This window comes from Streptomyces sp. NPDC045778 (assembly GCF_056431945.1).
This window is the reverse complement of record NZ_JBWKJZ010000014.1, coordinates 75,580-100,637: the sequence shown is the minus strand read 5'-3', so window position 1 is coordinate 100,637 and position 25,058 is coordinate 75,580. Positions and strand designations below refer to the sequence as shown.

General features: G+C 74.8%; 27 protein-coding genes. 11 read left to right on the top strand and 16 right to left on the bottom strand.

The genetic code is table 11. From position 1 onward, the window contains the following. Positions 1 to 14: 14 nt before the first annotated feature. Entirely contained in the window at positions 15 to 743 is a 729-nt protein-coding gene (locus AC07GB_RS19790) for a transcriptional regulator (protein WP_478847109.1), read from the bottom strand. A 189-nt stretch (positions 744 to 932) separates the two neighbouring features. Here AC07GB_RS19790 and AC07GB_RS19785 point away from each other — a divergent pair, with 189 nt between their 5' ends. Beyond that, positions 933 to 1,388 carry a tellurite resistance TerB family protein gene (locus AC07GB_RS19785; RefSeq protein ID WP_478847108.1) on the top strand — a complete coding sequence of 152 codons (456 nt, stop codon included), beginning with the start codon at positions 933 to 935 and terminating at the stop codon, positions 1,386 to 1,388. A 43-nt stretch (positions 1,389 to 1,431) separates the two neighbouring features. On the opposite strand, the gene AC07GB_RS19780 is transcribed toward AC07GB_RS19785, so the two are convergent. Together AC07GB_RS19780 and AC07GB_RS19775 are read right to left on the bottom strand one after the other, a co-directional pair. Continuing rightward, a complete protein-coding gene (locus AC07GB_RS19780) occupies positions 1,432 to 2,394 on the bottom strand; it encodes a M48 family metalloprotease (RefSeq protein ID WP_478847106.1) in 963 nt (320 codons plus the stop codon). Between the two features lie 8 nt (positions 2,395 to 2,402). Then, the gene (locus AC07GB_RS19775; RefSeq protein WP_478847104.1) at positions 2,403 to 2,810 is read right to left on the bottom strand and encodes a BlaI/MecI/CopY family transcriptional regulator; all 408 of its coding nucleotides are present in this window, start codon (positions 2,808 to 2,810) and stop codon (positions 2,403 to 2,405) included. Between the two features lie 278 nt (positions 2,811 to 3,088). Here AC07GB_RS19775 and AC07GB_RS19770 point away from each other — a divergent pair, with 278 nt between their 5' ends. Beyond that, positions 3,089 to 3,664: a TerD family protein gene (locus tag AC07GB_RS19770; RefSeq protein WP_478847102.1), complete on the top strand. Its 576-nt coding sequence runs from the start codon at positions 3,089 to 3,091 to the stop codon at positions 3,662 to 3,664. Between the two features lie 131 nt (positions 3,665 to 3,795). Next, positions 3,796 to 4,215 (top strand): CoA-binding protein, encoded by a 420-nt coding sequence (locus tag AC07GB_RS19765; RefSeq protein ID WP_478847100.1) that lies wholly within the window; start codon positions 3,796 to 3,798, stop codon positions 4,213 to 4,215. Between the two features lie 12 nt (positions 4,216 to 4,227). On the opposite strand, the gene AC07GB_RS19760 is transcribed toward AC07GB_RS19765, so the two are convergent. Then, positions 4,228 to 5,316 carry a PucR family transcriptional regulator gene (locus tag AC07GB_RS19760; protein ID WP_478847098.1) on the bottom strand — a complete coding sequence of 363 codons (1,089 nt, stop codon included), beginning with the start codon at positions 5,314 to 5,316 and terminating at the stop codon, positions 4,228 to 4,230. Positions 5,317 to 5,451: 135 nt separating this feature from the next. Beyond that, a complete protein-coding gene (locus AC07GB_RS19755) occupies positions 5,452 to 6,138 on the bottom strand; it encodes a hypothetical protein (protein WP_478847096.1) in 687 nt (228 codons plus the stop codon). A gap of 302 nt (positions 6,139 to 6,440) precedes the next feature. Between AC07GB_RS19755 and AC07GB_RS19750 the strand changes: the two genes are divergently transcribed. After that, positions 6,441 to 7,517: an NAD-dependent epimerase/dehydratase family protein gene (locus AC07GB_RS19750; RefSeq protein ID WP_478847094.1), complete on the top strand. Its 1,077-nt coding sequence runs from the start codon at positions 6,441 to 6,443 to the stop codon at positions 7,515 to 7,517. On the opposite strand, the gene AC07GB_RS19745 is transcribed toward AC07GB_RS19750, so the two are convergent. Continuing rightward, positions 7,514 to 8,659, bottom strand: coding sequence for a sensor histidine kinase (locus AC07GB_RS19745; protein ID WP_478847092.1), 1,146 nt, complete (start codon positions 8,657 to 8,659; stop codon positions 7,514 to 7,516). The genes AC07GB_RS19750 and AC07GB_RS19745 overlap by 4 nt on opposite strands. Beyond that, positions 8,656 to 9,570 carry a response regulator transcription factor gene (locus AC07GB_RS19740; RefSeq protein ID WP_478847090.1) on the bottom strand — a complete coding sequence of 305 codons (915 nt, stop codon included), beginning with the start codon at positions 9,568 to 9,570 and terminating at the stop codon, positions 8,656 to 8,658. The genes AC07GB_RS19745 and AC07GB_RS19740 overlap by 4 nt, the downstream gene beginning before the upstream one ends. Before the next feature lie 123 nt (positions 9,571 to 9,693). On the opposite strand from AC07GB_RS19740, the gene AC07GB_RS19735 reads away from it, so the two are divergent. The 3 genes from AC07GB_RS19735 to AC07GB_RS19725 are packed head-to-tail and all read left to right on the top strand — an operon-like array spanning position 9,694 to position 11,893. Continuing rightward, positions 9,694 to 10,434 carry a glycosyltransferase family 2 protein gene (locus AC07GB_RS19735; RefSeq protein ID WP_478847088.1) on the top strand — a complete coding sequence of 247 codons (741 nt, stop codon included), beginning with the start codon at positions 9,694 to 9,696 and terminating at the stop codon, positions 10,432 to 10,434. Further along, entirely contained in the window at positions 10,431 to 11,132 is a 702-nt protein-coding gene (locus AC07GB_RS19730) for a TIGR04282 family arsenosugar biosynthesis glycosyltransferase (protein WP_478847086.1), read from the top strand. Before AC07GB_RS19735 ends, AC07GB_RS19730 begins: the two co-directional genes overlap by 4 nt. Then, positions 11,129 to 11,893: a class I SAM-dependent methyltransferase gene (locus AC07GB_RS19725; RefSeq protein ID WP_478847084.1), complete on the top strand. Its 765-nt coding sequence runs from the start codon at positions 11,129 to 11,131 to the stop codon at positions 11,891 to 11,893. Before AC07GB_RS19730 ends, AC07GB_RS19725 begins: the two co-directional genes overlap by 4 nt. Before the next feature lie 346 nt (positions 11,894 to 12,239). Here the strand turns inward: AC07GB_RS19725 and AC07GB_RS19720 are convergent, their stop codons facing one another. Next, positions 12,240 to 13,559, bottom strand: a complete 1,320-nt coding sequence (locus AC07GB_RS19720; RefSeq protein ID WP_478847082.1) for a molybdopterin-dependent oxidoreductase — start codon at positions 13,557 to 13,559, stop codon at positions 12,240 to 12,242. 257 nt (positions 13,560 to 13,816) lie between these two features. Here AC07GB_RS19720 and AC07GB_RS19715 point away from each other — a divergent pair, with 257 nt between their 5' ends. After that, entirely contained in the window at positions 13,817 to 15,187 is a 1,371-nt protein-coding gene (locus tag AC07GB_RS19715; RefSeq protein ID WP_478847080.1) for a hypothetical protein, read from the top strand. Between the two features lie 39 nt (positions 15,188 to 15,226). On the opposite strand, the gene AC07GB_RS19710 is transcribed toward AC07GB_RS19715, so the two are convergent. From AC07GB_RS19710 to AC07GB_RS19695, 4 genes are all read right to left on the bottom strand, one after another. Next, entirely contained in the window at positions 15,227 to 16,261 is a 1,035-nt protein-coding gene (locus AC07GB_RS19710; RefSeq protein ID WP_478847078.1) for a phytase, read from the bottom strand. A gap of 197 nt (positions 16,262 to 16,458) precedes the next feature. Continuing rightward, a complete protein-coding gene (locus AC07GB_RS19705) occupies positions 16,459 to 16,884 on the bottom strand; it encodes a hypothetical protein (protein WP_478847076.1) in 426 nt (141 codons plus the stop codon). 344 nt (positions 16,885 to 17,228) lie between these two features. Beyond that, the gene (locus AC07GB_RS19700) at positions 17,229 to 18,038 is read right to left on the bottom strand and encodes a lysophospholipid acyltransferase family protein (RefSeq protein WP_478847074.1); all 810 of its coding nucleotides are present in this window, start codon (positions 18,036 to 18,038) and stop codon (positions 17,229 to 17,231) included. Continuing rightward, entirely contained in the window at positions 18,035 to 18,847 is an 813-nt protein-coding gene (locus AC07GB_RS19695; RefSeq protein WP_478847072.1) for a GNAT family N-acetyltransferase, read from the bottom strand. Before AC07GB_RS19695 ends, AC07GB_RS19700 begins: the two co-directional genes overlap by 4 nt. Positions 18,848 to 19,195: 348 nt before the next feature. Here AC07GB_RS19695 and AC07GB_RS19690 point away from each other — a divergent pair, with 348 nt between their 5' ends. Next, the gene (locus tag AC07GB_RS19690; protein WP_478847070.1) at positions 19,196 to 20,374 is read left to right on the top strand and encodes a CaiB/BaiF CoA transferase family protein; all 1,179 of its coding nucleotides are present in this window, start codon (positions 19,196 to 19,198) and stop codon (positions 20,372 to 20,374) included. 215 nt (positions 20,375 to 20,589) lie between these two features. Here the strand turns inward: AC07GB_RS19690 and AC07GB_RS19685 are convergent, their stop codons facing one another. Next, positions 20,590 to 21,147, bottom strand: a complete 558-nt coding sequence (locus AC07GB_RS19685) for a YbaK/EbsC family protein (RefSeq protein WP_478847068.1) — start codon at positions 21,145 to 21,147, stop codon at positions 20,590 to 20,592. A 50-nt stretch (positions 21,148 to 21,197) separates the two neighbouring features. Further along, positions 21,198 to 21,782 carry a helix-turn-helix domain-containing protein gene (locus AC07GB_RS19680; RefSeq protein WP_478847066.1) on the bottom strand — a complete coding sequence of 195 codons (585 nt, stop codon included), beginning with the start codon at positions 21,780 to 21,782 and terminating at the stop codon, positions 21,198 to 21,200. Positions 21,783 to 21,894: 112 nt separating this feature from the next. Between AC07GB_RS19680 and AC07GB_RS19675 the strand changes: the two genes are divergently transcribed. Further along, the gene (locus AC07GB_RS19675) at positions 21,895 to 22,761 is read left to right on the top strand and encodes an EamA family transporter (protein WP_478847303.1); all 867 of its coding nucleotides are present in this window, start codon (positions 21,895 to 21,897) and stop codon (positions 22,759 to 22,761) included. 12 nt (positions 22,762 to 22,773) lie between these two features. Here AC07GB_RS19675 and AC07GB_RS19670 read toward each other — a convergent pair whose 3' ends face one another. After that, positions 22,774 to 23,559, bottom strand: coding sequence for an acyltransferase (locus tag AC07GB_RS19670; protein ID WP_478847064.1), 786 nt, complete (start codon positions 23,557 to 23,559; stop codon positions 22,774 to 22,776). A 137-nt stretch (positions 23,560 to 23,696) separates the two neighbouring features. Here AC07GB_RS19670 and AC07GB_RS19665 point away from each other — a divergent pair, with 137 nt between their 5' ends. Beyond that, entirely contained in the window at positions 23,697 to 24,233 is a 537-nt protein-coding gene (locus AC07GB_RS19665) for a gamma carbonic anhydrase family protein (protein ID WP_478847062.1), read from the top strand. 61 nt (positions 24,234 to 24,294) lie between these two features. Here AC07GB_RS19665 and AC07GB_RS19660 read toward each other — a convergent pair whose 3' ends face one another. After that, a complete protein-coding gene (locus AC07GB_RS19660; RefSeq protein WP_478847060.1) occupies positions 24,295 to 24,969 on the bottom strand; it encodes a DedA family protein in 675 nt (224 codons plus the stop codon). Positions 24,970 to 25,058 lie beyond the last annotated feature (89 nt).

Sequence of the window (25,058 nt, the reverse complement as noted above, 5' to 3'; positions counted from 1 at the left end):
CCCGGCGGCGGGCGTCAGGGCCCTCCGGCCTCCGCCCGCCCCGCGAGGCTCGCCCAGAACATCCCCTCGTACTCCTGGAGCAGCCGCCCCTGCCGCAGTGCCGTCCGGGGCGTGACGCCGGCCCGGGACACGCCTTCCTCAAGCGCGGCCAGGGCCTCGCGGTCGAGGCCGGGGGCCGGCTCGGCGAAGAAGTCGAAGAACGCGCAGGCTTCGTCCGGGAAGCCGTAGCGCGTGCGCAGCGCGCTCGCGAGCGTCGCGCAACAGCCGCCCCACGCCGCGAAGTTGGCGGTCAGGGCGAGCACCACGTCGGCCGGTTCGGCGTTGAGGGCGAGCCACGCCACGTACGCGGGGTAGGCCTGGCAGCCCGCCATCGGCTCGTACGCGCGCGCCTGCTCCGCGCTCACCCGGCAGGCGGCGAGCAGCGCGTCGAGCCGGTCGGCCGCGGCCCTCTCGCCCTCGGCGAGGGTGGAGAAGAACGCGGCGGCCGCGGGCAGGCCCGCCTGCGCCGAGCGGGCGGCCAGGTGCAGGAAGGAGCGGCGGTCGGCCGGGATGACCCGGCACTGCTCCAGGGCGAGCGCGCCGACGGCCCCGCGCCCGGCCCTGCCGTCGGCGACGAGCGGCACGAACGGGTTGGCGTCCGGCGCGGGCAGCAGCTCCACCGCCGCGCGGGCCAGCAGGTCCTGGGCCGTGAACGGAGGCTGCCCGCCGGGCGGCTCCCCCTGCCCTCGGGTGGTCGGCGTCATCAGATGCACCCCTTCCGTAGGTGTACGTGCTTCTCGTTCGTCTGCCGTGTACCTCCTCCTCACCCTTCTCCCCACCCTTGCGGAACTTTCTCGTCCAAGTGTTAGTTTCTACAGCATTGTAGAAATTGGCGCGGCGCGTCGGCGCCGTCTGACGCCCGCTCATGAGCACCGACCCGATGGAGACTTTCCATGGCCCTGTGGGACCGCTTCAAGGAATCCGCCTCGACGATGCAGGCCCAGCTGCTCGCGAAGAAGAACGACCTCAAGAGCGGCTCCTTCCGCGACGCGAGCATGGCGATGTGCGCCCTGGTCGCCGCCGCCGACGGCACCGTCGACCAGGCCGAGCGCCAGCGCGTGGCCCAGCTCATCGCGTCGAACGACGTGCTCCAGAACTTCCCCGCGGACGACCTGCGCCGCCGCTTCGACGAGTACGTGCAGAGGCTGACGACCGACTTCGACTTCGGCAAGGTCAGCGTGTTGCAGGAGGTCGCCAAGGCCAGGAAGAAGCCCGCCGAGGCCCGTGCCGTGATCCAGATCGGCGTCGTCATCGGCGGCGCCGACGGCGACTTCGACAAGGACGAGCAGGCCGTCGTGCGCGAGGCGTGCTACGCCCTGGACCTGCCGCCGCACGAGTTCGACCTCTGACGGACGCTCCGCGGAGCCCCCACGCCGCCGCGGGCGGCGCGCCTCACAGGGGTGTCGCCGCCCGCAGCACGAGGACCATCGTGACCGCCGCGTTCGCCGAGGACATCGCGGACACGGCGGTGCCGCCCGCCGCGCACCACAGGGCGAGGCCCACCCCCGTGAACAGCGAGGGCCGGGTGCGCGCGGCCGGAGCGGGCGCGAGCAGCGCGGCGACCCGGCGCGGCACCGGGCCCGCGGCGGCGAGGCCCGCGAAGGCCGGCGCGGGCGCCCCCGCCGCCGCAAGGGCGGCCTTGCCGATGGCGCGCGCGACCACGCGCCGGTCCCGCACCACCCGGGCCGCCTCCTCGTCGGCCCACCGCTCGACCGTGTACGCGGTGGCCGTGCGCAGCGGCACCAGGAACGGGTTGGCCCGCGCCGCCACCTGCGTCACCAGGAGGAACCGGTGGTGGCGTGCGGCGAGATGGGCCCGCTCGTGCGCGAACAGGGCCCGCCGCTCGGCCGGCCCGAGCCGGTCCAGGAGTGCGCGCGTGACGACGACGCGGCCGGAGCCGGGGCGCCCGGGCGTCCCGGGAAGCGCGTACGCGTAGGCGGCCTTGCCGGCCCGGTCACCCCTGTCTTCGATGATCGCCACCGACGTGCCCGGAAGTCCCGCGACGGCCCGCGCGGCCCGGCGGCGCACCGCCAGGTGCCGGACCACCGCGCGGCCCACGGCCGCGCACACGGCGAGCAGCGCCGGGATCGCGGCGGTGCCCGCGATCTCGTCGTACGGCAACGCGGCGCGCACCTCGGGGTCGGACCAGGCGTCGGGCAGCGGATTGCCGGGCAGTTGGGCGGTGCCGACGACCATGAGCAGGGCCAGGCACAGGGTGCTGCACAGGGCCATCACGGCGGCGAGGCCCGCGAGCAGGCGGGTCGCGGTGCGCGGGTGCAGGTGCTGCGCGGCGAGCCGGGCCACCGGCCAGGCGGTGAGCGGCAGGACGAGGGGCAGATGGACGACGAGTCCCATGCGTACGGTCAGCCCTCCGCGGCCTCGCCGCCCGCGTCACCGAGGAGGTCGCGCAGCAGCCGCTCGTCGTCGGCGGAGAGGGTGGTCACGAAGCTGGCGAGGACGGCTCCGCGGTCGCGCTCGCTGTCGAGCACCCTGCGCATGCGCAGCGCGGCGAGACCCGCCTCGTCCCCGGTGGACCGCCAGCGGAAGGAGCGGCCCGCGCGCTCCCGGCTCACGACGCCCTTGGCCAGGAGCCGGGTGAGGATCGTCATCACGGTGGTGTAGGCGAGGCCGCCGCCGACGCGCTCGCGCACCCAGGCCGCGCTCACCGGGCCCGGCGCCTCGTGCAGCGCCGCGAGCACCTGGGCCTCCAGTTCGCCCTGGCCCCGCCTGCGCGGGCGGTGCTCCCGTCCGTCGCGTTCCTGCCGCTCCATGCCCGTCCTCGCCTGCCGTCGTCACGACGCCGTGCCCGCGGGCCCGCCGTCAGCGCTCCGCGCACCTCACGCATGTCGGGCACGTCACTGGGGAGCGTCACATCGTAACGGCCGGGCCGGGGAAGGAGGGCCTCGTGGGCTCCGGCACGGCCGCCGCAGCAACTTCTACAGTCATGTAGATTCTAAATCCCGGTCCGGTCACGGACAGGGCCGGTTTTCCAACAGGACCATCTCCGCAGAGGACCACCTCCTCCGCAGAGGACCATCAGGAGGACACCGTGGGAGTTTCCCTCGCCAAGGGCGGCAACGTCTCGCTGAGCAAGGAGGCACCCGGCCTCACCGCCGTACTGGTCGGCCTCGGCTGGGACGTGCGGACCACCACCGGCACCGACTACGACCTCGACGCCAGCGCGCTGCTCTGCGACGAGTCGGGCAAGGTCGTCTCCGACCAGCACTTCGTCTTCTACAACAACCTCACGAGCCCCGACGGCTCGGTCGAGCACACCGGTGACAACCTCACCGGCGAGGGCGAGGGCGACGACGAGGCCGTCAAGGTCAACCTCGCCGGCGTCCCGGCCGACATCACCAAGATCGTGTTCCCGGTCTCCATCCACGACGCCGAGAACCGCGGCCAGAGCTTCGGCCAGGTCCGCAACGCGTTCATCCGTGTCGTGAACCAGGCCGACAACCAGGAGATCGCCCGCTACGACCTCTCCGAGGACGCCTCCACCGAGACCGCCATGGTCTTCGGCGAGCTGTACCGCCACGGCGCCGAGTGGAAGTTCCGCGCCGTCGGCCAGGGCTACGCCAGCGGCCTGCGCGGCATCGCGTCGGACTTCGGCGTCAACGTCTGAGGACCACGGCACCGCACCGGCGCCGTCCGCCCGGAGAACGCTCCCGCGCTCTTCGGGCGGACGGCGTTCGGGAATCACCGCGCGTCCCGCGCGGTTGGGCCGGTCAGACCCACCACGCCCTGGAGGCCCTCATGTACGGCGACCCCGCCACGGTCCGCAAGATCCTCACCCAGCTCGGGGACACCTGGGCCGTCGTGGGCCTCTCCTCGAACCAGCAGCGGGCGGCCTACGGCGTCGCCGAGGTCCTCCAGCGGTTCGGCAAGCGGATCGTGCCCGTGCACCCGAAGGCGGAGACGGTCCACGGCGAGCGGGGGTACGCCTCCCTGGACGAGATCCCCTTCGAGGTCGACGTCGTGGACGTGTTCGTGAACAGCGACCTCGCCGGGGCCGTCGCCGACGAGGCGGCGGGCATCGGCGCCAAGGCCGTCTGGTTCCAGCTCGGCGTCGTCGACGAGGCGGCGTACGAGCGGACGCGGGCGGCGGGTCTCGACATGGTCATGGACCGGTGCCCCGCCATCGAGATCCCGCGGCTCGACCCGGCGCCGCGCTGAGGCACGGGCCCCTCAGAACTCCCGCGCGGGCCAGTTCAGGAGCCGCGCGCCGATCACCGCCGTCTGGAGGGTGTAGCGGTGCATCGGGTCGGCGGGATTGGTGCCGGTGAGGCGGTGGATGCGCTCCAGGCGGTACGTCAGGGCGCGCACGCTCAGGCTGAGCCGGCGGGCCGCCTGGGCGGCCACGCAGCCCGCGTCGAAGTAGACGGCGAGGGTCTCGATGAGCGGTTCGGCGCCGCCCCTGGCCTCGCGCAGCGGTCCTAGAGTGTTCAGGACCAGGTCGGCCATCGCCTGCCGGTCGCGGGTCAGGACGGGGTAGACGAGCAGGTCGGCGGCGCGCAAGACCGGCTCGGGCAGATCCAGGCGCGCGGCGAGGTCCAGGGCGCTCAGGGCCTCCTCGTACGACTGGACGACGCCGCCCGCGCCCGGCTGCGGGCGGCCGATGGCGACGCGGCCGCCGTCCGTCGCGACGTGCGCCTGCTTGGCGAAGAAGTCGAGGACGTCCCCCTGGTCGGCCGTGGTCACACAGACCAGGCGGCCGTCCTTGGTGGCGATCAGCGGACTGCGGTCGCCGAAGCGGCCGGTCAGCGCCCGCTCCACCTCGCGCGGGGCGTCGTCGCCGTCCTCGTAGGCACACCCGCCCTGCGCGACGGCGACCGCGTGCGCGAGGGACAGGCGCAGGCCGAACCGCTCCGCGCGCTCGGCGAGCAGGCCGAAGTCGCTGCGGCCGTGCAGCAGGTCGTCGATGAACTCCCGGCGCGCGACCTCCTCCTGACGGATCGCCAGGCGCTGCGCGCGTTCGTAGCCCTCGGCGAAGGCATCGACGGCCTGCTCGACGGCGGCGAGGACGGCCTCGGCGGAGACGGGCGGCGCGGCTCCCGGCACCCCGTGCGCGCGGGGCGCGGCACCGAACGCCCGGGCCCGCGCCAGGTGCGCGCCCACGAGCGCGCGCAGTCCGTACCCGGCGTCGGCCGCGCGCTCGCCGAGCGCGCGGCGCGAGTCCAGCTCGTCCCGGGTCAGCCCGCGCCCGGTGGCGGAGGCGTCCGCGAGTATCCGCGTATATCCGTCAAGGAACTCATCCGGTATGTCCCGACTTGCCACATGTGCCCCCGATTTCCTGATCAGACCTCTCCGCCTTTCTAACGCATGGGGGCTCGGCGGCAGGCACAGGGGTAGGGCGGTGGCGTGCTCCGCTCCCACCCCGCTGACCAGGGGAAACCTCTGCATGACCGGATCTCAGGCGCAGTCGGCGCAGGGCCAGTCGTGGCCGTCGGACGACTGCTCCCGCGGATGCTCGTGCGCCCGCGGCAGGCGCTGGCCCGGGGTCAGCGACACGACCGCCGGGGCCGCCCAGAAGAACGCGCCGGACGCGTCGTACGCGTACAGGACCGCGCTGCTGCCGAGGGTGAGGGCCGCGGCCCGCGCGGAGGGGGCCTGGCGGACCTCCACGACCACCACCGCACCCGTGCCCGTGGCGACCTCGGCCTGGCCGGAATCCGTGCTCACCGAGCCCGTGCGGACCGTGCCCACCGAGCCGAGGAGGTCCAGGAGCGAGGAGTCGGGCACACCGGACAGCCGCGCCCGTACGCGGACGAGCACGCGGGTCACGCTCCAGCCGACGCACGCCGAGGCGAGCAGCAGCCCCAGGTCGACCGCCGCGTGCGCCATCCCCGTCAGGCCCGCCCGCGCCGTCGCCGCCGAACCGGCGACGCCGGTCACCCACCCGGCGAGAGTGAACAGCGAGGCCGCCACGGCGACCGGCACTCCCCCGAGCCCCACCACGTCCAGGTCGGCGTCCTCGTCGAAGCTGTCGGCGCGGGTCACGCCCACCGCCACCAACAGCCAGAAACACACGACGACGGCCAGGGCCGAGGTGAACACCACCCCTGGAAAGCCCACCACCGCGTGCAACAAATCCCCCATGCCCCCGCCCCCTTGACCGGTGGTCGCATCCGGGGGCCGTCCCCACTCGGGTGCCGGACCTCGTTTCCGTGATCCGGCACCCGGGCCTCGCCCCCCGTTCCTGCCTATCCATCCTGACCTGTCCGGACGCATCGGCGCACTGCCATTTTCCGGCAATCTTTATGCTTTCTTGATGCCGGACGGCCGCCTCGTGGCGGCCGGGGTCCGGCAGCGTCGCGCCGCGTACGACCGGGTCTTACGGAACGGTGACGCGGTCCTCGGGCACCGGGCCGCGGCCGTCCCCGCCGCCTAGCGTGGGCGGCATGCGGGTACTGGTCACCGGCGGAGCCGGGTTCATCGGAACACACGTCGTCGACGCCCTCCTGGAGCGCGGCCACGACGTCGTCTCCTGCGACGCGCTCCTGGCGTCGGCGCACACGGGCCCGCCGCGCCCGGCCCGCCCCGGCGAGCGCTTCCTCCGCGCCGACGTGCGGGACGGGGCGGCCGTCGCACAGGCGCTGTCCGGTGTCGACGCCGTCTGCCACCAGGCCGCGATGGTGGGGCTCGGCAAGGACTTCGCCGACGCGCCCGCCTATGTCAGCTGCAACGACCTGGGCACGGCGGTGCTGCTCGCCGCGATGGCCCGGGCCGGGGTCGGGCGCCTGGTGCTCGCCGGGTCTATGGTGGTCTATGGGGAGGGCCGGTACGCGTGTGCCCGCCACGGTGTGGTGCGGCCCGGGCCGCGCGCCGAGACGGACCTGGCGGCGGGGCGCTTCGAGCCCCTCTGCCCGCTGTGCGGCGAGGACTTGACGCCGGGCCTGGTCCCGGAGAACGCCCCCGCCGACCCGCGCAACGTCTACGCGGCGACGAAGCTCCAGCAGGAGCACCTGTCCGCCGCGTGGGCCCGGGCCACCGGCGGCCGCGCGGTGTCGCTGCGCTACCACAACGTGTACGGGCCCGGCATGCCCCGGGACACGCCCTACGCCGGAGTGGCCGCCCTGTTCCGCTCCGCCCTCGCCCGGGGCGAGGCGCCGCAGGTCTTCGAGGACGGCGGGCAGTTGCGGGACTTCGTCCACGTGCGGGACGTGGCGTCGGCGGCGGCCGCGGCCCTCGAGGCGGCGGGGGACGGCGCGCCCGGTGCGCTCACCGCGTACAACACCGGCAGCGGGGAGCCGCACACCGTCGGCGAAATGGCCCGGGCCCTGGCCCTCGCCCACGGGGGCCCCGCCCCCGTGACCACGGGCGCCTACCGGCTCGGCGACGTACGGCACATCACGGCGGACTCGGCCCGGCTGCGCCGGGAACTGGGCTGGGAGCCCAAGACGGGGTTCGCGGCGGGGATGCGGGAGTTCGCGGCGGCGCCGCCGCGCCAGCCGGGACCGGAGGCGCCGCCGCGCTAGCCGGGTCCGGGGGCGGCGCCTGCGGGCCACGCCGTCCCCGCCGGGGGCAGGACCACCTCGAAGCGGCAGCCGCCGGAGACGTTGCGCACGGCCGTACGGCCCCGGTGGGCCTCGACGATGCCGCGCACGATGGCGAGGCCGAGCCCGGCGCCCGCCGGCGGGGTGCGCGCGTGCGTGCCCCGCCAGCCCATGTCGAAGACCCGCGCCAGGTCCTCCTCCGGGATGCCGCCGCATTCATCCGTCACCGACAGGACGACCCCGCCGTCCGACCGCTCGGCCGTGACGGCGACCGTGCCGTCCGCCGGTGTCCGGCGGATCGCGTTGACCAGCAGATTGCCGAGGACCCTGCTCATCTCCTTGCTGTCGACCTCCACCGGCACGGCGTCGATGCGCCGCCCCACGAGGCGGACGCCGTGCTCGCGCGCCAGCGGATCGGCCCCGGCCAGGGCGTCGCCCACCAGGTCGTACGCGGAGATCCGCGCACGCGTGAGCGCGAGGGCCCCGGCGTGGATGCGGGAGAGTTCGAACAGGTCGCCCACCATGCCGTCGAGGCGCTCGACCTCGGTGCGGATCTGGCGCAGATAGCGGTCGGGCTCGGCGGCCACGCCGTCCTCCAGAGCCTCGGCCATGGCGCGCAGGCCCGCGAGGGGGGTGCGCAGGTCGTGCGAGATCCAGGCAACCAGTTCGCGGCGGGAACTCTCCAGGGCCCGCTCCCGCTCACGGGACGCGGCGAGGCGCGCGCTAGTGACCTCCAACTCCCGGGTGAGCGCGGACAGTTCGGCCGTGGTGGGCTCCTCGGGGGCGGCGAAGCCGTCCCCGGTGCCGAACGAACGGGCCGCCCGCGCCAGGGCCTTGCTGCGGGCGACGACCCACCGGCCGAGCAGCAGGGCCACGGCGAACGACACGACGGAGGCCATGGCGACGACGACGGTGACGACGGTCAGGTCGTGCCGGGACAGGAACATCTGCCACGCCACGGCGAGCGTCCCGGCGAGCATGGCCGTGACGGCCACCCCGACGACCACGGTGAGGGACACGACGAGCGAGCGGTGGCGCAGCAGCCGCAGCACACCGGCGCCGAGCAGCCCGGCCGCCGCCGCGCCGAGGAAGGCGTACAGGGCGATGAGCAGGATGTCGGTCACGGCCGCGGGCCGCCTTCGCCGCCCGCCGGGCCCGCGACCGCCGCCGACGACTCCGCGCCCGGCCCGCCCGGCGCATCCGCCGTGGCCGCTCGGTCCGGTTCCTCCGGCTCCCCCGGCCCGCCGGTCTCAAGGCGGTATCCGACCCCCCATACCGTCCGGATCAGGCGCGGCGCCCCGGGGTCGTCCTCCACCTTGCCGCGCAGCCTGCGTACATGGACCGTGACCGTGGACAGGTCGCCGAAGTCCCAGCCCCACACCTCGCGCATCAGCTCCTCGCGGCCGAAGGCGCGGCCCGGGTGCCGCAGGAAGAACGCGAGGAGGTCGAACTCGCGGACGGTCAGGGCGAGTTCGGCCCCGTTCTTGGTGGCGCGGCGCCCCGCCGGGTCGAGCGTGATTCCCGCCGCGCCCAGGGGCGCACCGGGCGGGCGGGACGGTTTCGCGGCGCGGCCGCGGCGGAGCACCGACTCGACCCGCAGCACCAGCTCGCGCGGGCTGAAGGGCTTCGTCACGTAGTCATCCGCCCCTATCTCCAGGCCCAGGACGCGGTCGTCCTCGTCGCCCCGCGCGGTCAGCATGATCACCGGTACGGGGCCGCGGGCCCGCAGCCTGCGGCAGACCTCGAGGCCGTCCATGCCGGGCAGCATCAGGTCGAGGACGACGAGGTCGGGCTCGCGCGCCGCGGCGCTCGCCAGCGCGCCGGGGCCGTCGACCGCCCGGTCGACGGCGTATCCGGCGCGCTCCAAGTAGCCGGTGACGACCTCGGCGACGGTGAGGTCGTCGTCCACGACGAGGACGCGCGCGCCGGCGCCCGGGGGCGGGCCCGGCGCCGGGCCCGGCAGAGGGCCTGACGCTGCGCCCTCCAGGGGGCCTGGGACTGGGCCCGGCGGGGGGCCGGGTGCTGGATTCCGCATGTCACCAGCCTCGCACCACGTGCTCGCGCGCGCGGCCCGCGCGGCCTCCCCGCGCCCCGACGTCCCTGTTTCGTAAGAACCAGAAGTCCGTTATGCCCGTTTCTGCTTCGTAGGGTGAGTGCCGTGACTCACCCCTCCCCCGACTCCCCGCTCCCGGCGGAGCGTCCCGCTCCGGCCGCCGACGTCGTGCTGCCCTGTCTGAACGAGGCCGAAGCGCTCCCGTGGGTGCTCGCCCGCGTCCCGGCGGGCTGGCGCGCGATCGTCGTGGACAACGGCTCCACGGACGGCTCCGCGGACCTCGCCCGCGCGCTCGGCGCGACCGTCGTGCACGAGCCGCGGCGCGGCTTCGGCGCCGCCTGCCACGCCGGGCTCACCGCCGCCGGGGCCGACGTCGTCTGCTTCTGCGACTGCGACGCCTCCCTGGACCCGGGCCTGCTCGTGCCGTTCGTCCGCGATGTCGCGGCAGGCCGCGCCGACCTCGTCATCGGCCGCAGGCGCCCCGGCGCGCGCGGGGCCTGGCCGCCGCACGCCCGCGCGGGCAACCTCGCGCTCTCGCTGCTGCTGCGCCGCCGCACCGGTCTCGCCCTGCACGACCTGGGCCCGCTGCGCGCGGCACGGCGCGCGGACCTGCTGGCCCTCGCGCTCACCGACCGGCGCAGCGGCTACCCGCTCCAGATGGTGGTGCGGGCCGCCGACACCGGCTGGCGGATCGAGGAGCGCGACGTACCGTATCTGCCGCGCGTCGGCACGTCCAAGGTCACCGGCACCTGGCGGGGCACCTGGCAGGCGGTGCGGGACATGCGCCGCGTCCTCGCCGAGCCCCCCTCGTCGCGCCGCGGCCCGCGAGGGGGCGGCCCGCGATGACCGCCTCCACCTGTCCCGCCACCCTCCTGGTCATCGCCAAGGCCCCGCTTCCCGGCGCCGTGAAGACCCGGCTCACCCCGCCCTACACACCGCAGGAGGCCGCCGGGCTCGCCGTGGCCGCGCTCGCCGACACCCTGGACGCCGTGCTCGCGGCGCCCGCGCACCGCAGAGTGCTCGCGCTCGCCGGGGAGCCGGGGCCCTGGCTGCCGCCCGGCATCGAGGTGGTGCCCCAGGCCGCGGGCGGGCTCGACGCGCGCCTCGCCGCCGCGTTCGCGGGCTGCGCGGGGCCGACCGTACTCATCGGCATGGACACCCCGCAGGTGACGCCCGCGCTGCTCGCGCCCGCGCTCGCGGCCGACGCCCGGCGGGACGCCGACGCCTGGTTCGGGCCCGCGGCCGACGGCGGCTTCTGGGCCCTCGGACTCGCCGAGCCCGACCCGGACCTGCTGCGCGGGGTCCCCATGTCCACGCCGACGACCGGTGCCGCGCAGCGGGCCCGGCTCACCGGGGCGGGCCTGCGCGTGCGCGACCTCGCGGTGCTGCGGGACGTCGACACGGCGGCCGACGCCGCGCACGTCGCGGCCCGCGCTCCCGGCACCCGCTTCGCCGCCGAACTGGCCCGGGTCGACCGGATCGCCCGGCTCGGCCGCCGGATCCGGATCGACCGGGCCCGGACCGGCCGGGCGGCCCGCCGATGAGCACGGTCGTACCGCCGCCGCCGTGGGGCGCCGACCTGTACGAGGAGGCGCTGCACGCCGGGCGCGGCCCGCTGTTCCTGCGCCGCGCCGACGGCTGGCTGCTCCCGCTCGACGTGGAGCGCTGGTGCGCGGCGCCCGACCCGGCCGACCGGTCGGCGCTGCGCCGCTGCGCGGGCTCCGTGCTCGACATCGGGTGCGGGCCCGGCCGTCTGGTCGCCGCGCTCGCCGCCGCCGGCCACCGCGCGCTCGGCATCGACGTCAGCGAGGCCGCGGTCCGGCACACGCTGCGCCTCGGCGGCTCCGCCCTGCGCCGGTCCGTCTTCGACCCGCTGCCGGGCGAGGGCCGCTGGGGCACCGCGCTGCTCATGGACGGCAACGTCGGCATCGGCGGCGACCCGGCCGCGCTCCTGGCCCGCGTCGCCGAACTGCTCGCTCCGGGCGGCCTGTTGATCGCCGAGGCGGCGCCCGTCGAGGTGGACGAGCGGGTCCGCGTACGGGTCGACGACGGCACGGGGCGCGCCGGGCCCGGCGGCACGTTCCCCTGGGCCCGGCTCGGCACCGCCGCCCTGCTCGGCCACGCCCGCCCCGCGGGGCTGCGCGCGGCCGATCAGTGGACGGCCGACGGGCGCTGCTTCGTGGCCCTGCGGCGCCGCGCGGCCCGCACGGCGAGCCACAGCGCCGAGCCCGCGAAGAGGCCCGCCGTCACCAGCAGCCAGCGGGCCAGGAACACGTCCGCCGACAGGCCCGTGACGCGTTCGTAGCGCGGCACCTGACGGGTGATCAGCGGATACCAGACCAGCAGGAGCAGCAGCGAGAGGGCCGCCGGGACCCGCACGAACATGGTCAGGTCCCGGCGCCGCCCGCCCAGCGTGGCCGTCAGCGCCCGGTCGGCGGCCGCGTACAGCGGCGCGAGCACGAGGTCGTGCAGCAGGGCCGCCCCGACGAACCACACCGCGACCCCCGCCCAGTCGTCCCGCAGCAACCGCACCCCCGCGTACCCGGTGAGCGCGAAGGAGGCGAGCAGCAGCAGGAGATGCAGGGGGCCCGCTCCGCGGCGGCGGGCCCTCGCCACCCCTCCGCTCTCCGCTCCAGGCCTGCGCGGGCGCCTCACACCAGCTCCCCGAACGTCATCCGCGCCGCCCACTTGGTGTTCAGTACGCCCGGCGCGGCGGGCACGACGACGCGTGCCGGGTAGCCGTGGTCGGGGGTCAGGTCCGCGCCGTTGACGCGCAGGGCGAGCAGTGACCGCGGGTCGCGGATCTGGTTGTCGCGCAGCGCGGCCCGGCGGAAGGCGCCGCGCGTCTGCAAGGACTCCACGAGGACGCCGCGCGGGCCCTCCGCGCCCCTTTCGTACTCCTCGTACCCGACGAGCGCGGCCAGGTCGCGCAGCCGGACGCCCTGCCAGGCCTGGTCGGACGTCGACCAGCCCTCCACGCAGGCGATGGGCAGGTCCGCGCCGTGCTGTTCGAGGGCGAGCAGGTCGTCACGGGTCAGGCGCAGGGTGCGGCCCCGGCCCACGAGGTCGAGCCGCCAGCCGTCGTCGAGGTCCCGCCGCCCCAGGCCGACCGTCGCGGGCGTCTTGTTGACCTGGAAGGTGCCGGGCCCGGTGCCCGGGTCCCCGCCGCCGTGCGGCGCGAACAGGGCCGTGGCGCGCGGCCAGCCGTCGAAGCTCTGCCCCGCGGTCGTCGCGAACAGCAGCAGCGAGCCACCGCCGACCAGGCCGAGCGCGCCGCGCCGCGACACGGTCGGCTCGGCGGGCCTCGCGGCGACGAGCCCGGAGCCGTCGTCGGGTTCCGGCGCGCGCGTCCGCAGCTGGGCCCGGAACCCGCGCTCGCGCAGCACTCGTACGGTCCTCGGCAGCTTCAGCGCCACGTGCGCGGCGAACCCGGCGGCGAACACCCACGCGCCGTAGAAGTGCAGGGGGTAGAAGGACCCCGGAAAGACGTACTCCAGCTGCACGTTCAGGATGCCCGTCGCGAACTCGAACAGCGCGCCGCCCACGAGCAGCAGCAAGGACAGGCGTTCCAGGGCGTGCCCGAGGGAGCGCGCGGGAGGCAGCGCGAACAGCTTCGGGAGCACCGACCACAGCTTGGCGAGCAGCACCGGCACGAGCGTGATGCCGACGGTGACGTGCAGGCCCTGGGTGAGGCGGTACAGCCAGCGCGGCCGGGTCGGCCAGTCGAAGAGGTAGAAGCCGAGGAGCCCCTTGCCGGGCGTCTTGTCGTTGACGGGCGACAGGCCGGGGTTGTACGCGGCGTAGGACAGCAGGCCGGTGACGAACAGCAGCGTCATCCCGGCCAGGAGCACCATGCCGAGCACGGAGGTGAGCCAGGGGCCGCGCAGCGGGCTGCGCCACGGTCCTGCCGGCGCGCGGGCCGCCGGGTGTCCCGCGGTCCTGGTGGCCGGCGGTCTCTGCGGATTGCGCATGGGTGTGTCCTCGCTGGTCGGCGCTGGTCGGCACTGGTCGGCACTGGTCGGCGATGGTCGGCACGGAACGGGTCCGTCGCATCGCGTCGACCGTAAGTCCGGCGGGCGGCCCGGCGGCCGCCGCGGCGCATGACGAAACGCTGACGGAGTCCGGAGGGCCCGGACGGCGTACACCAGGGCGGCGGAAGATCTGACGGTTCCGTGACGGGGGGCTGCACCGCGGCTCGCGCGTGCCCCGCGCGGCCTAGCGTGCCAGCGTGAACCACCCCGAACGACGTACCACCGGCCCCCGCCGCGATCTGCTCGCCGCCGGGCTCGCCGCACTCCTCGTCACCGCCGCCGTCGTGGTCGGGCGGGCCGTCGAGCGCTCCGACGGCAGCCTGCACGTCAACTGGCCTCCGCTGTACGCCGTCTGGGACCCGCACGTCGGCCCCGGCACCCCGGCGGCGCTCGCCGTCGCCGTCGCGGTGGTCGCGCACGGCCCGGCGCTCGCGGCGCGGCTGCCGTGGCGGGTCCTGCTCGCCGGGTCCTGGGCGGCGTCCACGGCCTGGATCTGGTCGCTCGCGCTCGTCGACGGCTGGCACCGGGGGGTGGCCCGCAGGCTCACCACGAAGTACGAGTACCTCCAGGTCGTCGACCGCTTCGCGGACATCCCGGCGACGCTGCGGGACTACACCCAGTACATCCTGCTCGGCGAGCCGGGCGCCTACCACTGGCCCGCGCACACGGCGGGCCATCCGCCCGCGGCCCCGCTCACCTTCGTCCTCCTCGACCGGATCGGGCTGAGCGGCGGCGGATGGGCGGGCGCCTTCGTCATCACGGCCGGCAGTACGACCGTGGTCGCCGTGCTGATCACGCTGAAGGTGCTCGGGGACGAGGCGAGCGCGCGCCGGGCGGCGCCGTTCCTCGTGCTCGCTCCGGCCGCCGTGTGGGCGGGCACGTCGGCGGACGGCTACTTCGCGGCCGTCGCGGCCTGGCTGACGGCGCTGCTCGCCCTCGCGGCGACGCGCGCGGTCCGCCGCCCCGCCCTCGCCGCCTGCGGCGCGGGCCTGCTCTTCGGCCTGCTCTGCTATCTGTCGTACGGCCTCACGCTCTTCGCGGTGGTCGTGGCGGGCGTCCTCGCGCTCGCCAGGACGCCGCGCCCGCTGCCGTACTTCGTGGCGGGCGCGCTCGTCGTCCCGGCGGTGTTCACCGCGTTCGGCTTCAACTGGTGGGAGGCGTACCGCCTGTTGGTGGAGCGCTACTACCAGGGGGCGGCCGGCGTGCGCCCCTACTGGTACTGGATCTGGGCCAATCCGGCCTGCACGGTACTGACCGTGGGGCTCGCGACGGTGGCCGGGCTGCGCCGGGCGGCGGGTTCCGCGCCGGGTGCCGTACGCCGCTGGCGCGCCGGCGCGGCCACGGCGGCGGACCGGGTGGCGGGCGTGGCCCTCGCGGCCCTCCTGGCGGTGGCGGTCGCGGACGTGTCGGGCATGAGCAAGGCCGAGACCGAGCGCATCTGGCTGCCGTTCGCCGCGTTCCTGCTCGTGGCGGCCGCGCTCCTGCCGGAGGGCGGCCGCCGCTTCTGGCTGGGGGCACAGGCGGTCCTCGCCCTGGCCCTCAACCATCTGCTGTTCACGGGCTGGTGAGCCCGGTGGGCCCCGTGATCCTGGTGTGCCCCGGAGGTCTCACACCCGGTCGGTGATCCGCTCCAGGGGTACGAGCTTGAAGTTCTGGTTCCCGCTGGAGCCGGGGGCGCCGTTCGAGCCGTCCTGGCAGACGAACACGCCACGGGGGAAGGCGGGGCCGAGGTTCGCGGCGGTGGCGTCGATGCCGTCGGTGTCCTCGCAGTCGTCGGCGGCGGTGCCCGACGCCACCCCGAACCGGCCGAGGTAGCGGCCGGTGCTCCGCTCGTACACGGTGAAGTCGTCGCTGCCCTGCGAGGACACGTAGAGCCGGTCGCCCGCGGCCGTGATGCCCTCGGTGTCGGCGGTGATGTGCCCGCCGGAGCCGGTCGAGTCGAGCTTGGTGCGGGCGGTGCCGTCGCCGGGCTCGGCGCCGTACACCCAGACGCCGACGTCCTCCTCGCCCAGGTACAGCTTGCCGGTGCGCTCGTCGGCGTAGCAGCCCTCGACGGCGGACCCGGCGTCGAAGAGCCGCACCGACGTGGCCTTCACGGTGTCGCCGCTGACGGCCAGCTCCCACTGCTCGACGCGGCCGGACGTGGAGTTCGGGTAGGCGTAGAGCTTGCCCGAGCGCGGCGACGCGTACAGGCACAGGCCGTGCGCGGTGACCGCGGTCGGCACGTCCTTGAGGTGCGTCAGGCGGCGCGTGGCCGGGTCGATCCGGTACACGTGCAGCGCGCCGTCACCGCCCTCGGCCTCGTCGTCCGCGGACACCACGACGTCGCCGCGGACGTCCACGTTGTTGCCGTGGTCCCCGCTGATCCGCTGGATCCGGGCGCCCTTGAGGTCGTACACCTCCAGGGCCCCCTTCTTGTCGGTGCCCACGACGACGGACTTCGCCGGGTCGCCGGGGTGCACCCACACCGCCGGGTCGTCGGCGGCGTCGCCGCTGTGCGCGACGGGAGCGGTCTCGACGGTCGCGGTCACGTCGAACTCCACGGCGCCCGCGGCGGCCGCGGGCCACAGGGTCAGCGTGGTGGCGGCCAGGAGAGCGGTGGAGACAAGGGTGAGGGTTCGTGCGGTACGGACGACGGGCACCGGGGTTTCCTCTGCGTCGGGGGCGGTTTCGTCATGACCCTGCCAGCGACAGGGGAGCGTCCCGTGAACACGAGCTGAAGCCCTGGTGGCCCCCCGCCGCCGTCCCGCTCGCCCGCCCCGCGCGGCGGGGCGGGCGGCATGTCGCGCGCGGCGGCGCGACGGAAAGGGGCCCGCGCGGCTGGCCCCTCCGGGTGGGGTCAGACTTTCTCGAACTCCACCTTGAATATGTTGTACTCGTCCCAGCAGAAGACCCATGACTCGCCGTTGCGGAACGACGTCCGCTTCTCGTTGTAGTTCGAGACGAGTTCCTTGTCGTCGGTGAGCCGGAAGCTCGACGCGCCGGACCAGCCGTAGAAGCCGACGTACGCGTTGTTGCTCACCGACAGATACCGGCCCTCACCCGGAATCTTGTAGTAGGTCACGCCGTTCCACTCGTAGAATTCAAGGGTGAGCGGGTCCTGGCTGATGATGGCCCAGTTGTCGCCGTTCCTGTTCAGATACCCCTTGAACGTGCCGCTGGGGTAGAAGAGCTTGATCCGGAACTGGCCCGCCATGAGGGCGCTCTGCGGCCGTGTGGCCATGGCCTCGGCAAAGCTGCCTTCTGTGGGGGTTATCGCGTCCATCGACCGTCCTCTCGTCGTTTTCCGGGTTTCCGGCATGCTCCTTGCGCGGTTTTTCCGACGTGAGCTGGACAGTGCATCGAACGTCACTGGAATGGTGATTCTGCCGCCACCCGGCAGGTGCCGCCAGAGAAGAATTTCGCCATTGCGGAACCGGCCCCGCCAGGGCTTCACGGACACGCGGAACGCCAACGAACGGGGGTGAAGGTGCCCGGTTCCTGAATTGTTGTGCCTGACAACCGTGAGGCTCGAGGAATGGGCGGGAAAGAATGAGCGGGAAAAGGGAGGGCGGGACACCGGACCCGGCTCCGCGACGACACCCCCCTGCGGCCCCTCGTCCCGCGCGCCTACGGGACGGGACCGCGCGGGATGCCCGGCAGCGGCCGGCAGCCCGTCACCGCGCCCCAGGCTTCCTCCGCCAGGCCCTTCCGGTCGCCCCCGTACAACGGCGCGTGGGCCAGCACCCGCACGCCCAGCCCCCGCGCCCCCACCACCCTCCGCAGGGACGTCCCGAACCCGTCGTCGCCCAGGAACGCCGCCGCCGTGCTTCCCGCCCCGTCCGCCTCGTACGCCACGGTCACCGGGCGCACCGCGGCCCCCGCGTCCACGGCCGCCTGGAACGCCGCCCGCCTGAACCGGCCGCCGGAGACCGAACACCAGGTCGTGGCCTGGGGGAAGACGAGCACGGACCGCCCCTGGGCCAGCGTCCTGGCCAGCTCCCCCACCATCAGCGGAAGCGCGTGCCGGCCGCCCTCCCGGTCGATGAACTGCGTGCCGAGCCGCCGCGCGAGCGTCCCGACGAGGGGCCACCGGCCCACCTCCCGCTTGGCGACGAAGGCGACGGGCTCGACGGCGAGCAGCGCCACCACGTCCAGCCACGAGATGTGGTTGGCGACGACGAGCGTCCCGGCGCCCGCGCCGGGCACGGTCAGCGGCACGGGGCCCACGTCGAGCCGCACGCCGAGCGCCCGCAGCACCCGCCGCGCCCGGACCCGCACGGCGTCGCCGTCGCCGAGGCCGTCGCCCAGGGCCAGGCTCCGCCCGACCTCGTGCGCGAGCGCCGCGTACCGGCGCGCGGCCTCGGCGGGGCCCACGCGGGACGCGGCCCGCCGTGCGCAGGTCCGCGGACAGCCCGCGTCCACGGACCAGGGGTTCACACGGACCCCCGTGATCCCTCGTCACCGAGGAAGAAGCGCCGGTGGCGCTCGCTGAGCCGGCGGGTGTCGAGCAGCACGAAGAAGTCGGCGGAGTCGAAGCCGGGGTCGTGCGCGGGCGCCCCGCACATCCAGGCCCCCAGACGCAGATAGCCGCGCAGCAGCGGCGGCAGGTCGGCGTACGTCGGCCGGTGTCCCGCGCGTTCGCCAGACGGGGCCCACGGCCGGTGCGGGTGGACGCGCAGCTCGGGCGGCGAGGCGTGCTTGGCGGTGCCGAGCAGCCAGGCGCTGGCGGCCGCGGCGCCGCCGTCGGCCAGCGGCACGGAGGCGCAGCCCGCGAGGTAGCGGTGGCCGGAGAGCAGGACGTAGCGGGCGAGCGCCGACCACATCAGGGTGATGACGGCGCCGGAGCGGTGGTCGGGGTGGACGCAGGACCGCCCGGCCTCGACCGTCGCGGGCCGCAGCGGGGCCAGGGCGCTCAGGTCGAACTCGCCCGCCGAGTAGGAGAGTTCGCCGCGTCCCGGCGGGATGAGCCGGTAGGTGCCGACCACGGCGCCGCTCGCGGTCTCGGTGACGATCAGGTGGTCCGCGCAAGCGTCGAAGGCGTCGACGTCGTGCCCGGGCAGGGGCGTGTCGAGGGTGGCGCCCATCTCCTCGCCGAACACCTGGAAGCGCAGGCGCTGGGCGGCGCGGACCTGCTCCTCGGTGTGGGCGATGGAGGGGACGTAGGCGGGGCGGCTGGCGGAAGCCGGGGCAAGCGTGGACGCCGGCGGCGTCCCGGGCGTCACAGGTGTCGAGTGTGTCGCGGGCATGACAGTACGTTCTCCGTTCGATGGGGACGGATCTCGACGGGGACGAGGGCTCTCGGACGACGGATCTCAAGGGAACGGTCGGGCGGGAACGGTTCGTTGGAGTGCGACGGAGGGGAAGGACGACGGGACCGGGCGGGGCCCCGCTCAGCACGGTGACCGCCCCGGCTGAACTGCGCCCAAGGGCCGCGCGGCGGATCGGGCCGACCCTCGTGAGCATCAGGTGAACGGCGGCCGGGGCGGACAGGGCGGGCACCAGGACCAAGCGGCACCGCGCACATCGCCCCGTACCGCCCTGGGGCGCCGTCCCGTACAAAGAGTGCCTGACGCCCGAGGGAGGATGGAGCCCGCATGCCGCACCCCCTGCCCCTGGCCGGCATCACCGTGCTCAGCCTTGAGCAAGCCGTGGCCGCGCCGTTCGCCACCCGTCAGCTCGCCGACCTCGGCGCGCGCGTGATCAAGGTGGAGCGGCCGGGCGGCGGTGACTTCGCCCGGCGCTACGACACCACCGTGCACGGCCAGGCCAGCTATTTCGTCTGGCTGAACCGTTCCAAGGAATCGATCACCCTGGACGTGAAGTCCGCGCGGGGACGGCAGGTGCTGCGCGAACTCCTCGCCACAGCCGACGTCTTCGTGCAGAACCTCGCGCCCGGGGCCGCCGCCCGGCTCGGCCTGTCGGCCGAGGAGTTGCAGGCCCGGCACCCCTCCCTCATCACCTGCGCGGTCAGCGGCTACGGCACGTCCGGGCCCTGGGCCCACCGCAAGGCGTACGACCTGCTCGTGCAGTGCCAGACGGGGCTGCTCTCGCTCACCGGCACCCCGGAGGAGGCGGTGCGCGTCGGCATCTCGGTGGCCGACATCGCGGCCGGGATGTACGCGTACAGCGGCATCCTGTCGGCGCTGTACACGCGGGCGACGACCGGCCGTGCCCCTGCGGTCGAGGTGTCCCTGTTCGACGCGCTCGCCGAGTGGATGAGCCAGCCCGCGTACTACACCCGCTACGGCGGCACCCAGCCGCCGCGCGCCGGAGCGCGGCACGCGACGATCGCGCCGTACGGCGTGTTCACCGCGCGCGACGGCAAGGAGGTCCTGTTCTCGGTGCAGAACGAGCCGGAGTGGGTGGCGCTGTGCCGGGTCTTCCTCGGCCGCCCGGAGCTGGCCGGGGAGCCGCGCTTCGCCACGGGCACGGCCCGCGTCGCGCACCGCGAGGAGCTGGACGGGATCATCGCGGCGCGGTGCGCGGAGCTGGACGGCGAGGAGGCGGCGGCCCTGCTCGACGCCGCCGGCATCGCCCACGCGGGCGTCAACTCGGTCGCCGATTTCCTGGAGCACCCCGTCCTGACCGAGCGCGGGCGCTGGCGGGACGTGGGGCTTCCGGACGGCGCGCCCCCGATGCGCGCCCTCGTGCCACCCGCCGGGCTCTCGGGGGTGAGCCCCCGCATGGGCCCGGTGCCCGCGGCGGGCGAACACACGGAGAAGATCCTGGCCGAGCTGGGGCGCGGCCCCGAGGGCAGTTCGGCAGCGCCCTGAAGGGGCGCGGGGAACTGCGCGAACGGCCACGACGAGTCCGCAGGCGACCGACGGCCCGTCGCGGGAACTCCGGCTGAGCGCTTGGCCGCTGCTGCGCTTCGGCACCGCCGCGCAGCGGGCGCGCCGGCTGCGCGCCCGGCCACCGGGGCAGCTCGGCACTGCTCGCCGAGCACGCCCCGGGCCTGACGGTCGCGCGGCGCGGCCTGGAGTGCCGCTCAGGCCACGCCGAGGCCCTCGACGAGCACGGCGTTCGGCAGGTCGGCGAGGGCCTTGCCGGGCACGATGAGCTTGCCGCGGCGGCTGCCGCTGCCGATCAGGACGTGCGGAAGGGCGACCACGGCGGTGTCCACGAGCAGCGCCCAGTCGGCGGGCAGGCCGATCGGCGTGATGCCGCCGTACTCCATGCCGGTCTCGCCGACGGCGGTGTCCATCGCGGCGAACGACGCCTTGCGGGCGCCCAGTCGGCGGCGCACGGCGCCGTTCACGTCGACACGCGTGCCGGAGAGGACCACACACGCGGCGAGGGTGGTCTCGCCGCCGCGCTTCCCCGCCACGACGACGCAGTTCGCGGACTCCTGGAGCAGCTCGGGGCCGTAGTGCTCCACGAACGCGGCGGTGTCCGCCCACTGGGGCTCGGTGTCGACGTGGATCAGCTCGTCGGCGGGCACGGCCCCGCTCCAGGCGCGTACGGCCTCGGCCACGGGGGCGACGAGCAGGTCGAGGGCCTGGGGAGCGGGGCGGACGACGTCGAAGTTTCCTAGAGGAGCGCGCATGTCCGCACGGTAACAGGGCGGTTCGGCGCCACCGGCCCCGAGGGAAGCCGTCAGTACGACCCGGCGTGCGCCGGCGGCACCGCCACGGACATGGTCATCTCCACCGGCTCGGCACCCTTGTTGTGGTAGCCGTGCGCGACGTTGGCCTCGAACGTCGCCGATGACCCGGCGGGCACGAGGTGCTCCGCGCCGTCCACCACGAGCGTCAGCTCACCGGCCCTGACGTGCAACAGCTCGATGGTGCCCGGCGGATGCGCGTCGGAGTCGCTGCCGTCGCCGGGCATCAGGTGCCACGACCACAGCTCGAAGGGGCCGCGCGCCTCGGCGCCGACGAGCAGCGTGGTGCTGGAGCCCTCGTCGGTGGACCACATCCGCACCATCTGCTCGGGCGGTACGACGCGCACGTGCGGCCCCTGCTCGTAGTCGAGCAGCGTGGTGATGCTGATGCCGAGGGCGTCGGCGAGCTTCACGGTGATGCCGACGCTGGGGTTGGTGCGGGCCTGCTCGATCTGGATGATCATGCCGCGGCTGACTCCGGAGCGGGCCGCGAGGGCGTCGAGCGTGAAGCCCCTCTCGCCGCGCCAGCGCTTGAGGTTCCGCGCGAGCGACTGCGTGAGCTGGTCGAGATCCGACACATTCCGTCCAATATTTTGGATGACAGAGTTCACTGTACTGAACTACGGTGTGGTGCACCCGAAGGCTCCCGATGGTTCACCACACTGTACTGCGAGGTTCCCGATGTCAGGCCTGACCGCGCTGTTCGCCCTGGCCACCAGCCTGATGTGGGGCCTCGCCGACTTCGGCGGCGGGCTGCTGACCCGGCGCCTGCCCGCCCTGACGGTGGTCGTGGCCTCCCAGTGCGTCGCGGTGGCCGTCCTCGGCGTCGTGGTCGTCGCGTCCGGGGCGTGGACCGAGTGGGGGCCGCAGCTGTGGTTCGCCGTCGGCGCGGGCCTGGTGGGGCCGGTCGCGATGTTCGCGTTCTACAAGGCCCTCGCGCTCGGCCCGATGGGCGTGGTCTCTCCGCTCGGCTCCCTCGGCGTCGTGGTGCCGGTGGGCGTCGGCCTGTTCCTCGGCGAGCGGCCGGGCCTCGCGCAGTTCGCGGGCATCGCCGTGGCCGTCGTCGGCATCGTCCTCGCGGGCGGGCCCGAGCTGCGCGGGGCCCCCGTGCAGCGCCGGGCGGTCCTGCTCACGCTGCTCGCGGCCTTCGGCTTCGGCGCCGTCATGGCCCTGATCGCGGAGGCCTCGACCAGCGTCACGGGCCTGTTCCTCGCCCTGTTCGTCCAGCGCGTCACCAACGTCCTGGCCGGCGGGACCGCCCTGTACGTCAGCGTGCGGCGCGGCGGCACCGCCCTGCCGGAGGGCGCCGGCATGCGGGTCCTCTGGGCCACCCTGCCCGCGCTCGCCTTCGTGGGCCTCGCGGACGTCGCCGCCAACGGCACGTACGCGCTGGCCGCCCGCAGCGGCCCGGTCACCGTCGCGGCTGTCCTCGCCTCGCTCTACCCCGTGGTCACCGCGCTCGCCGCGCGCGGCGTCCTCAAGGAACGCCTGCGCGGGGTGCAGGCGGCGGGCGCGGGCCTCGCCCTGGTGGGGACGGTCCTGCTCGCGACGGGCTGAGGCGGCGCCGGCCTACGCGCGGCCCTCGGCGTCCGGCACGTCGGTCAGCTCACCGAGGCGGCCGAGTTCCTCCAGCTCCCCGAGCGCGAGCAGCTGCTCCGGCGTGACGCCCTCCGGGATCGGCACCGGGGCGGGCGTGCGCAGCGGCGGCTGCCACCCCCGCTCCGCGCACCAGGTCCTGACGACCCGCGCGGGCGCCCCCGCCACCACGGCGTGGTCGGGCACCTCGCCCCGCACCACGGCACCCGCCGCGACCACCACGTTGCGGCCGAGCCGGGCGCCGGGCAGGATCACCGCGCCCGTGCCGATCCAGCAGCCGGAGCCGATCGTCACCGGCTCCATGCGCGGCCACTGCTTGCCGATCGGCGTGTGCGGATCGTCGTAACTGTGATTGGTCGAGGTGACGTACACGTACGGCCCGAAGTAGCAGTCGTCGCCGATCGTCACGGACGTATCGGCGATCACGTGGCTGCCGCGGCCGAGGACCACGCCGTCGCCGACGCGCAGGATCGGGTCGGGGCCGAGGTCGAGATCGGGCATCAGACCGGCGGTCAGCGTGACCTGTTCACCCACGATGCAGTGCGCGCCGAGCCGGATCCAGGGCGCGCCGAAGACCGTGCCCTGCGGGAAGGCGAGCTTCGTGCCCTCGCCGATCGCGCCGAACGCGAGGCGTCCCGGCCGCCGCGCGGTGACCGCGCCGGTGCGCTGCACCCAGGCCCAGCCCGCGTGGACGGCGCGCTGCGCGACGCCGCGCCGCCACGCGGCGAGGGATGAGAACACGTTCTTGTTCCTGGGCACCCGCTCACGTTACTCAGCCCCGCGCGGGGCGAGCACTCCCCCCGCCTGTGATCTTCACCCCACACCGCCGGGCCGGGAAGGGGGGTCCCGTACGGTTCGCTCAGGCGTGACGGACGCAACGATCCAAGGAGAGAACGATGAGTCACCAGGCACTCGTCATGGGCATCGGCGGCAAGGACCCCCGGATCGACCCGGAGGCGTTCACCGCGCCCACGTCCGTGGTGATCGGCGACGTGACGCTGCACGCGGGCGCGAGCGCCTGGTACGGGGCGGTCCTGCGCGCCGACTGCGGGCCCATCGAGATCGGCGCCGACAGCAACATCCAGGACAACTGCAGCCTGCACGTGGACCCCGGCTTCCCGGTCACCATCGGCGAGCGGGTCTCGGTCGGCCACAACGCCGTCGTGCACGGCTGCACCGTCGAGGACGACTGCCTCATCGGCATGGGCGCGACCGTCCTCAACGGCGCCGTGATCGGCGCCGGTTCGCTCGTGGCCGCGCAGGCGCTCGTCCCGCAGGGCATGCGGGTGCCGCCGGGTTCGCTCGTGGCGGGCGTCCCCGCGAAGGTGAAGCGGCAGCTCACGGAGGAGGAGCGCGCGGGCATCTCGCTCAACGGCACGATGTACGTGGAGCTGGCCAAGGCCCACCGCGCCGCGCACGCCCAGGAGGACTGAGGGCTTACGCCCCCTGAACGGCGGCCGGAGCGATCTCCGCACCCGGCCGCCCGCTCGGGGCCTAGACGGCAGCGGCCTCGCTCGCCGCCGCGGCCTCGCTCGCCGCCGCGGCCTCGCTCGCCGCGTGCTCCTCGGCGGCCTTCTTCGCCCGCCGCTTGACCAGCAGCATCGAGCCGATGCCGATGAGCACCGCGATGCCGAGTCCGACGTACGAGAAGCGCTTCAGCCAGTCCTCGGCGACCACGCCGATGTAGTAGATGACGGCGGTGGTGCCGCCCGCCCAGACGATGCCGCCGAGTACGTTGGCGGTGAAGAACTTCCAGTACGGCATGCGCAGGACGCCCGCCAGGGGCCCCGCGAAGATGCGCAGGAGCGCGACGAAGCGGCCGAAGAAGACCGCCCACATGCCCCACTTCTGGAAGGAGCGCTCGGCGCTGCCGACGTTCGCCGCGCTGAAGTGCTTGGGGAACTTCCGCTCCAGCCAGGCGAGCAGCGGCCTGCCGCCCTTGCGGCCGATCGCGTAGCCGATGGAGTCGCCGATCACCGCCCCGGCGGTGGCGCAGGCGCCGAGGACCACCGGGTTCACGTCGCCGTGCTGGGACGACAGGAGCGCCGCGGAGACGAGGACGATCTCGCCTGGCAGCGGAATGCCCAGTGACTCCAGGCCGATGACGAGACCGACGAGCGCGTAGACGCTGACGGCGGGTACGTGCTCCAGCCACTCCTGGACGTGCAACCCCGGTTCCTTCCGTACGCGGATGACTCCCCCGGCGCGCGCGATGATCGCGCACGCCGGGGAAGCCTACCGCCCACGCCCCTCCACCC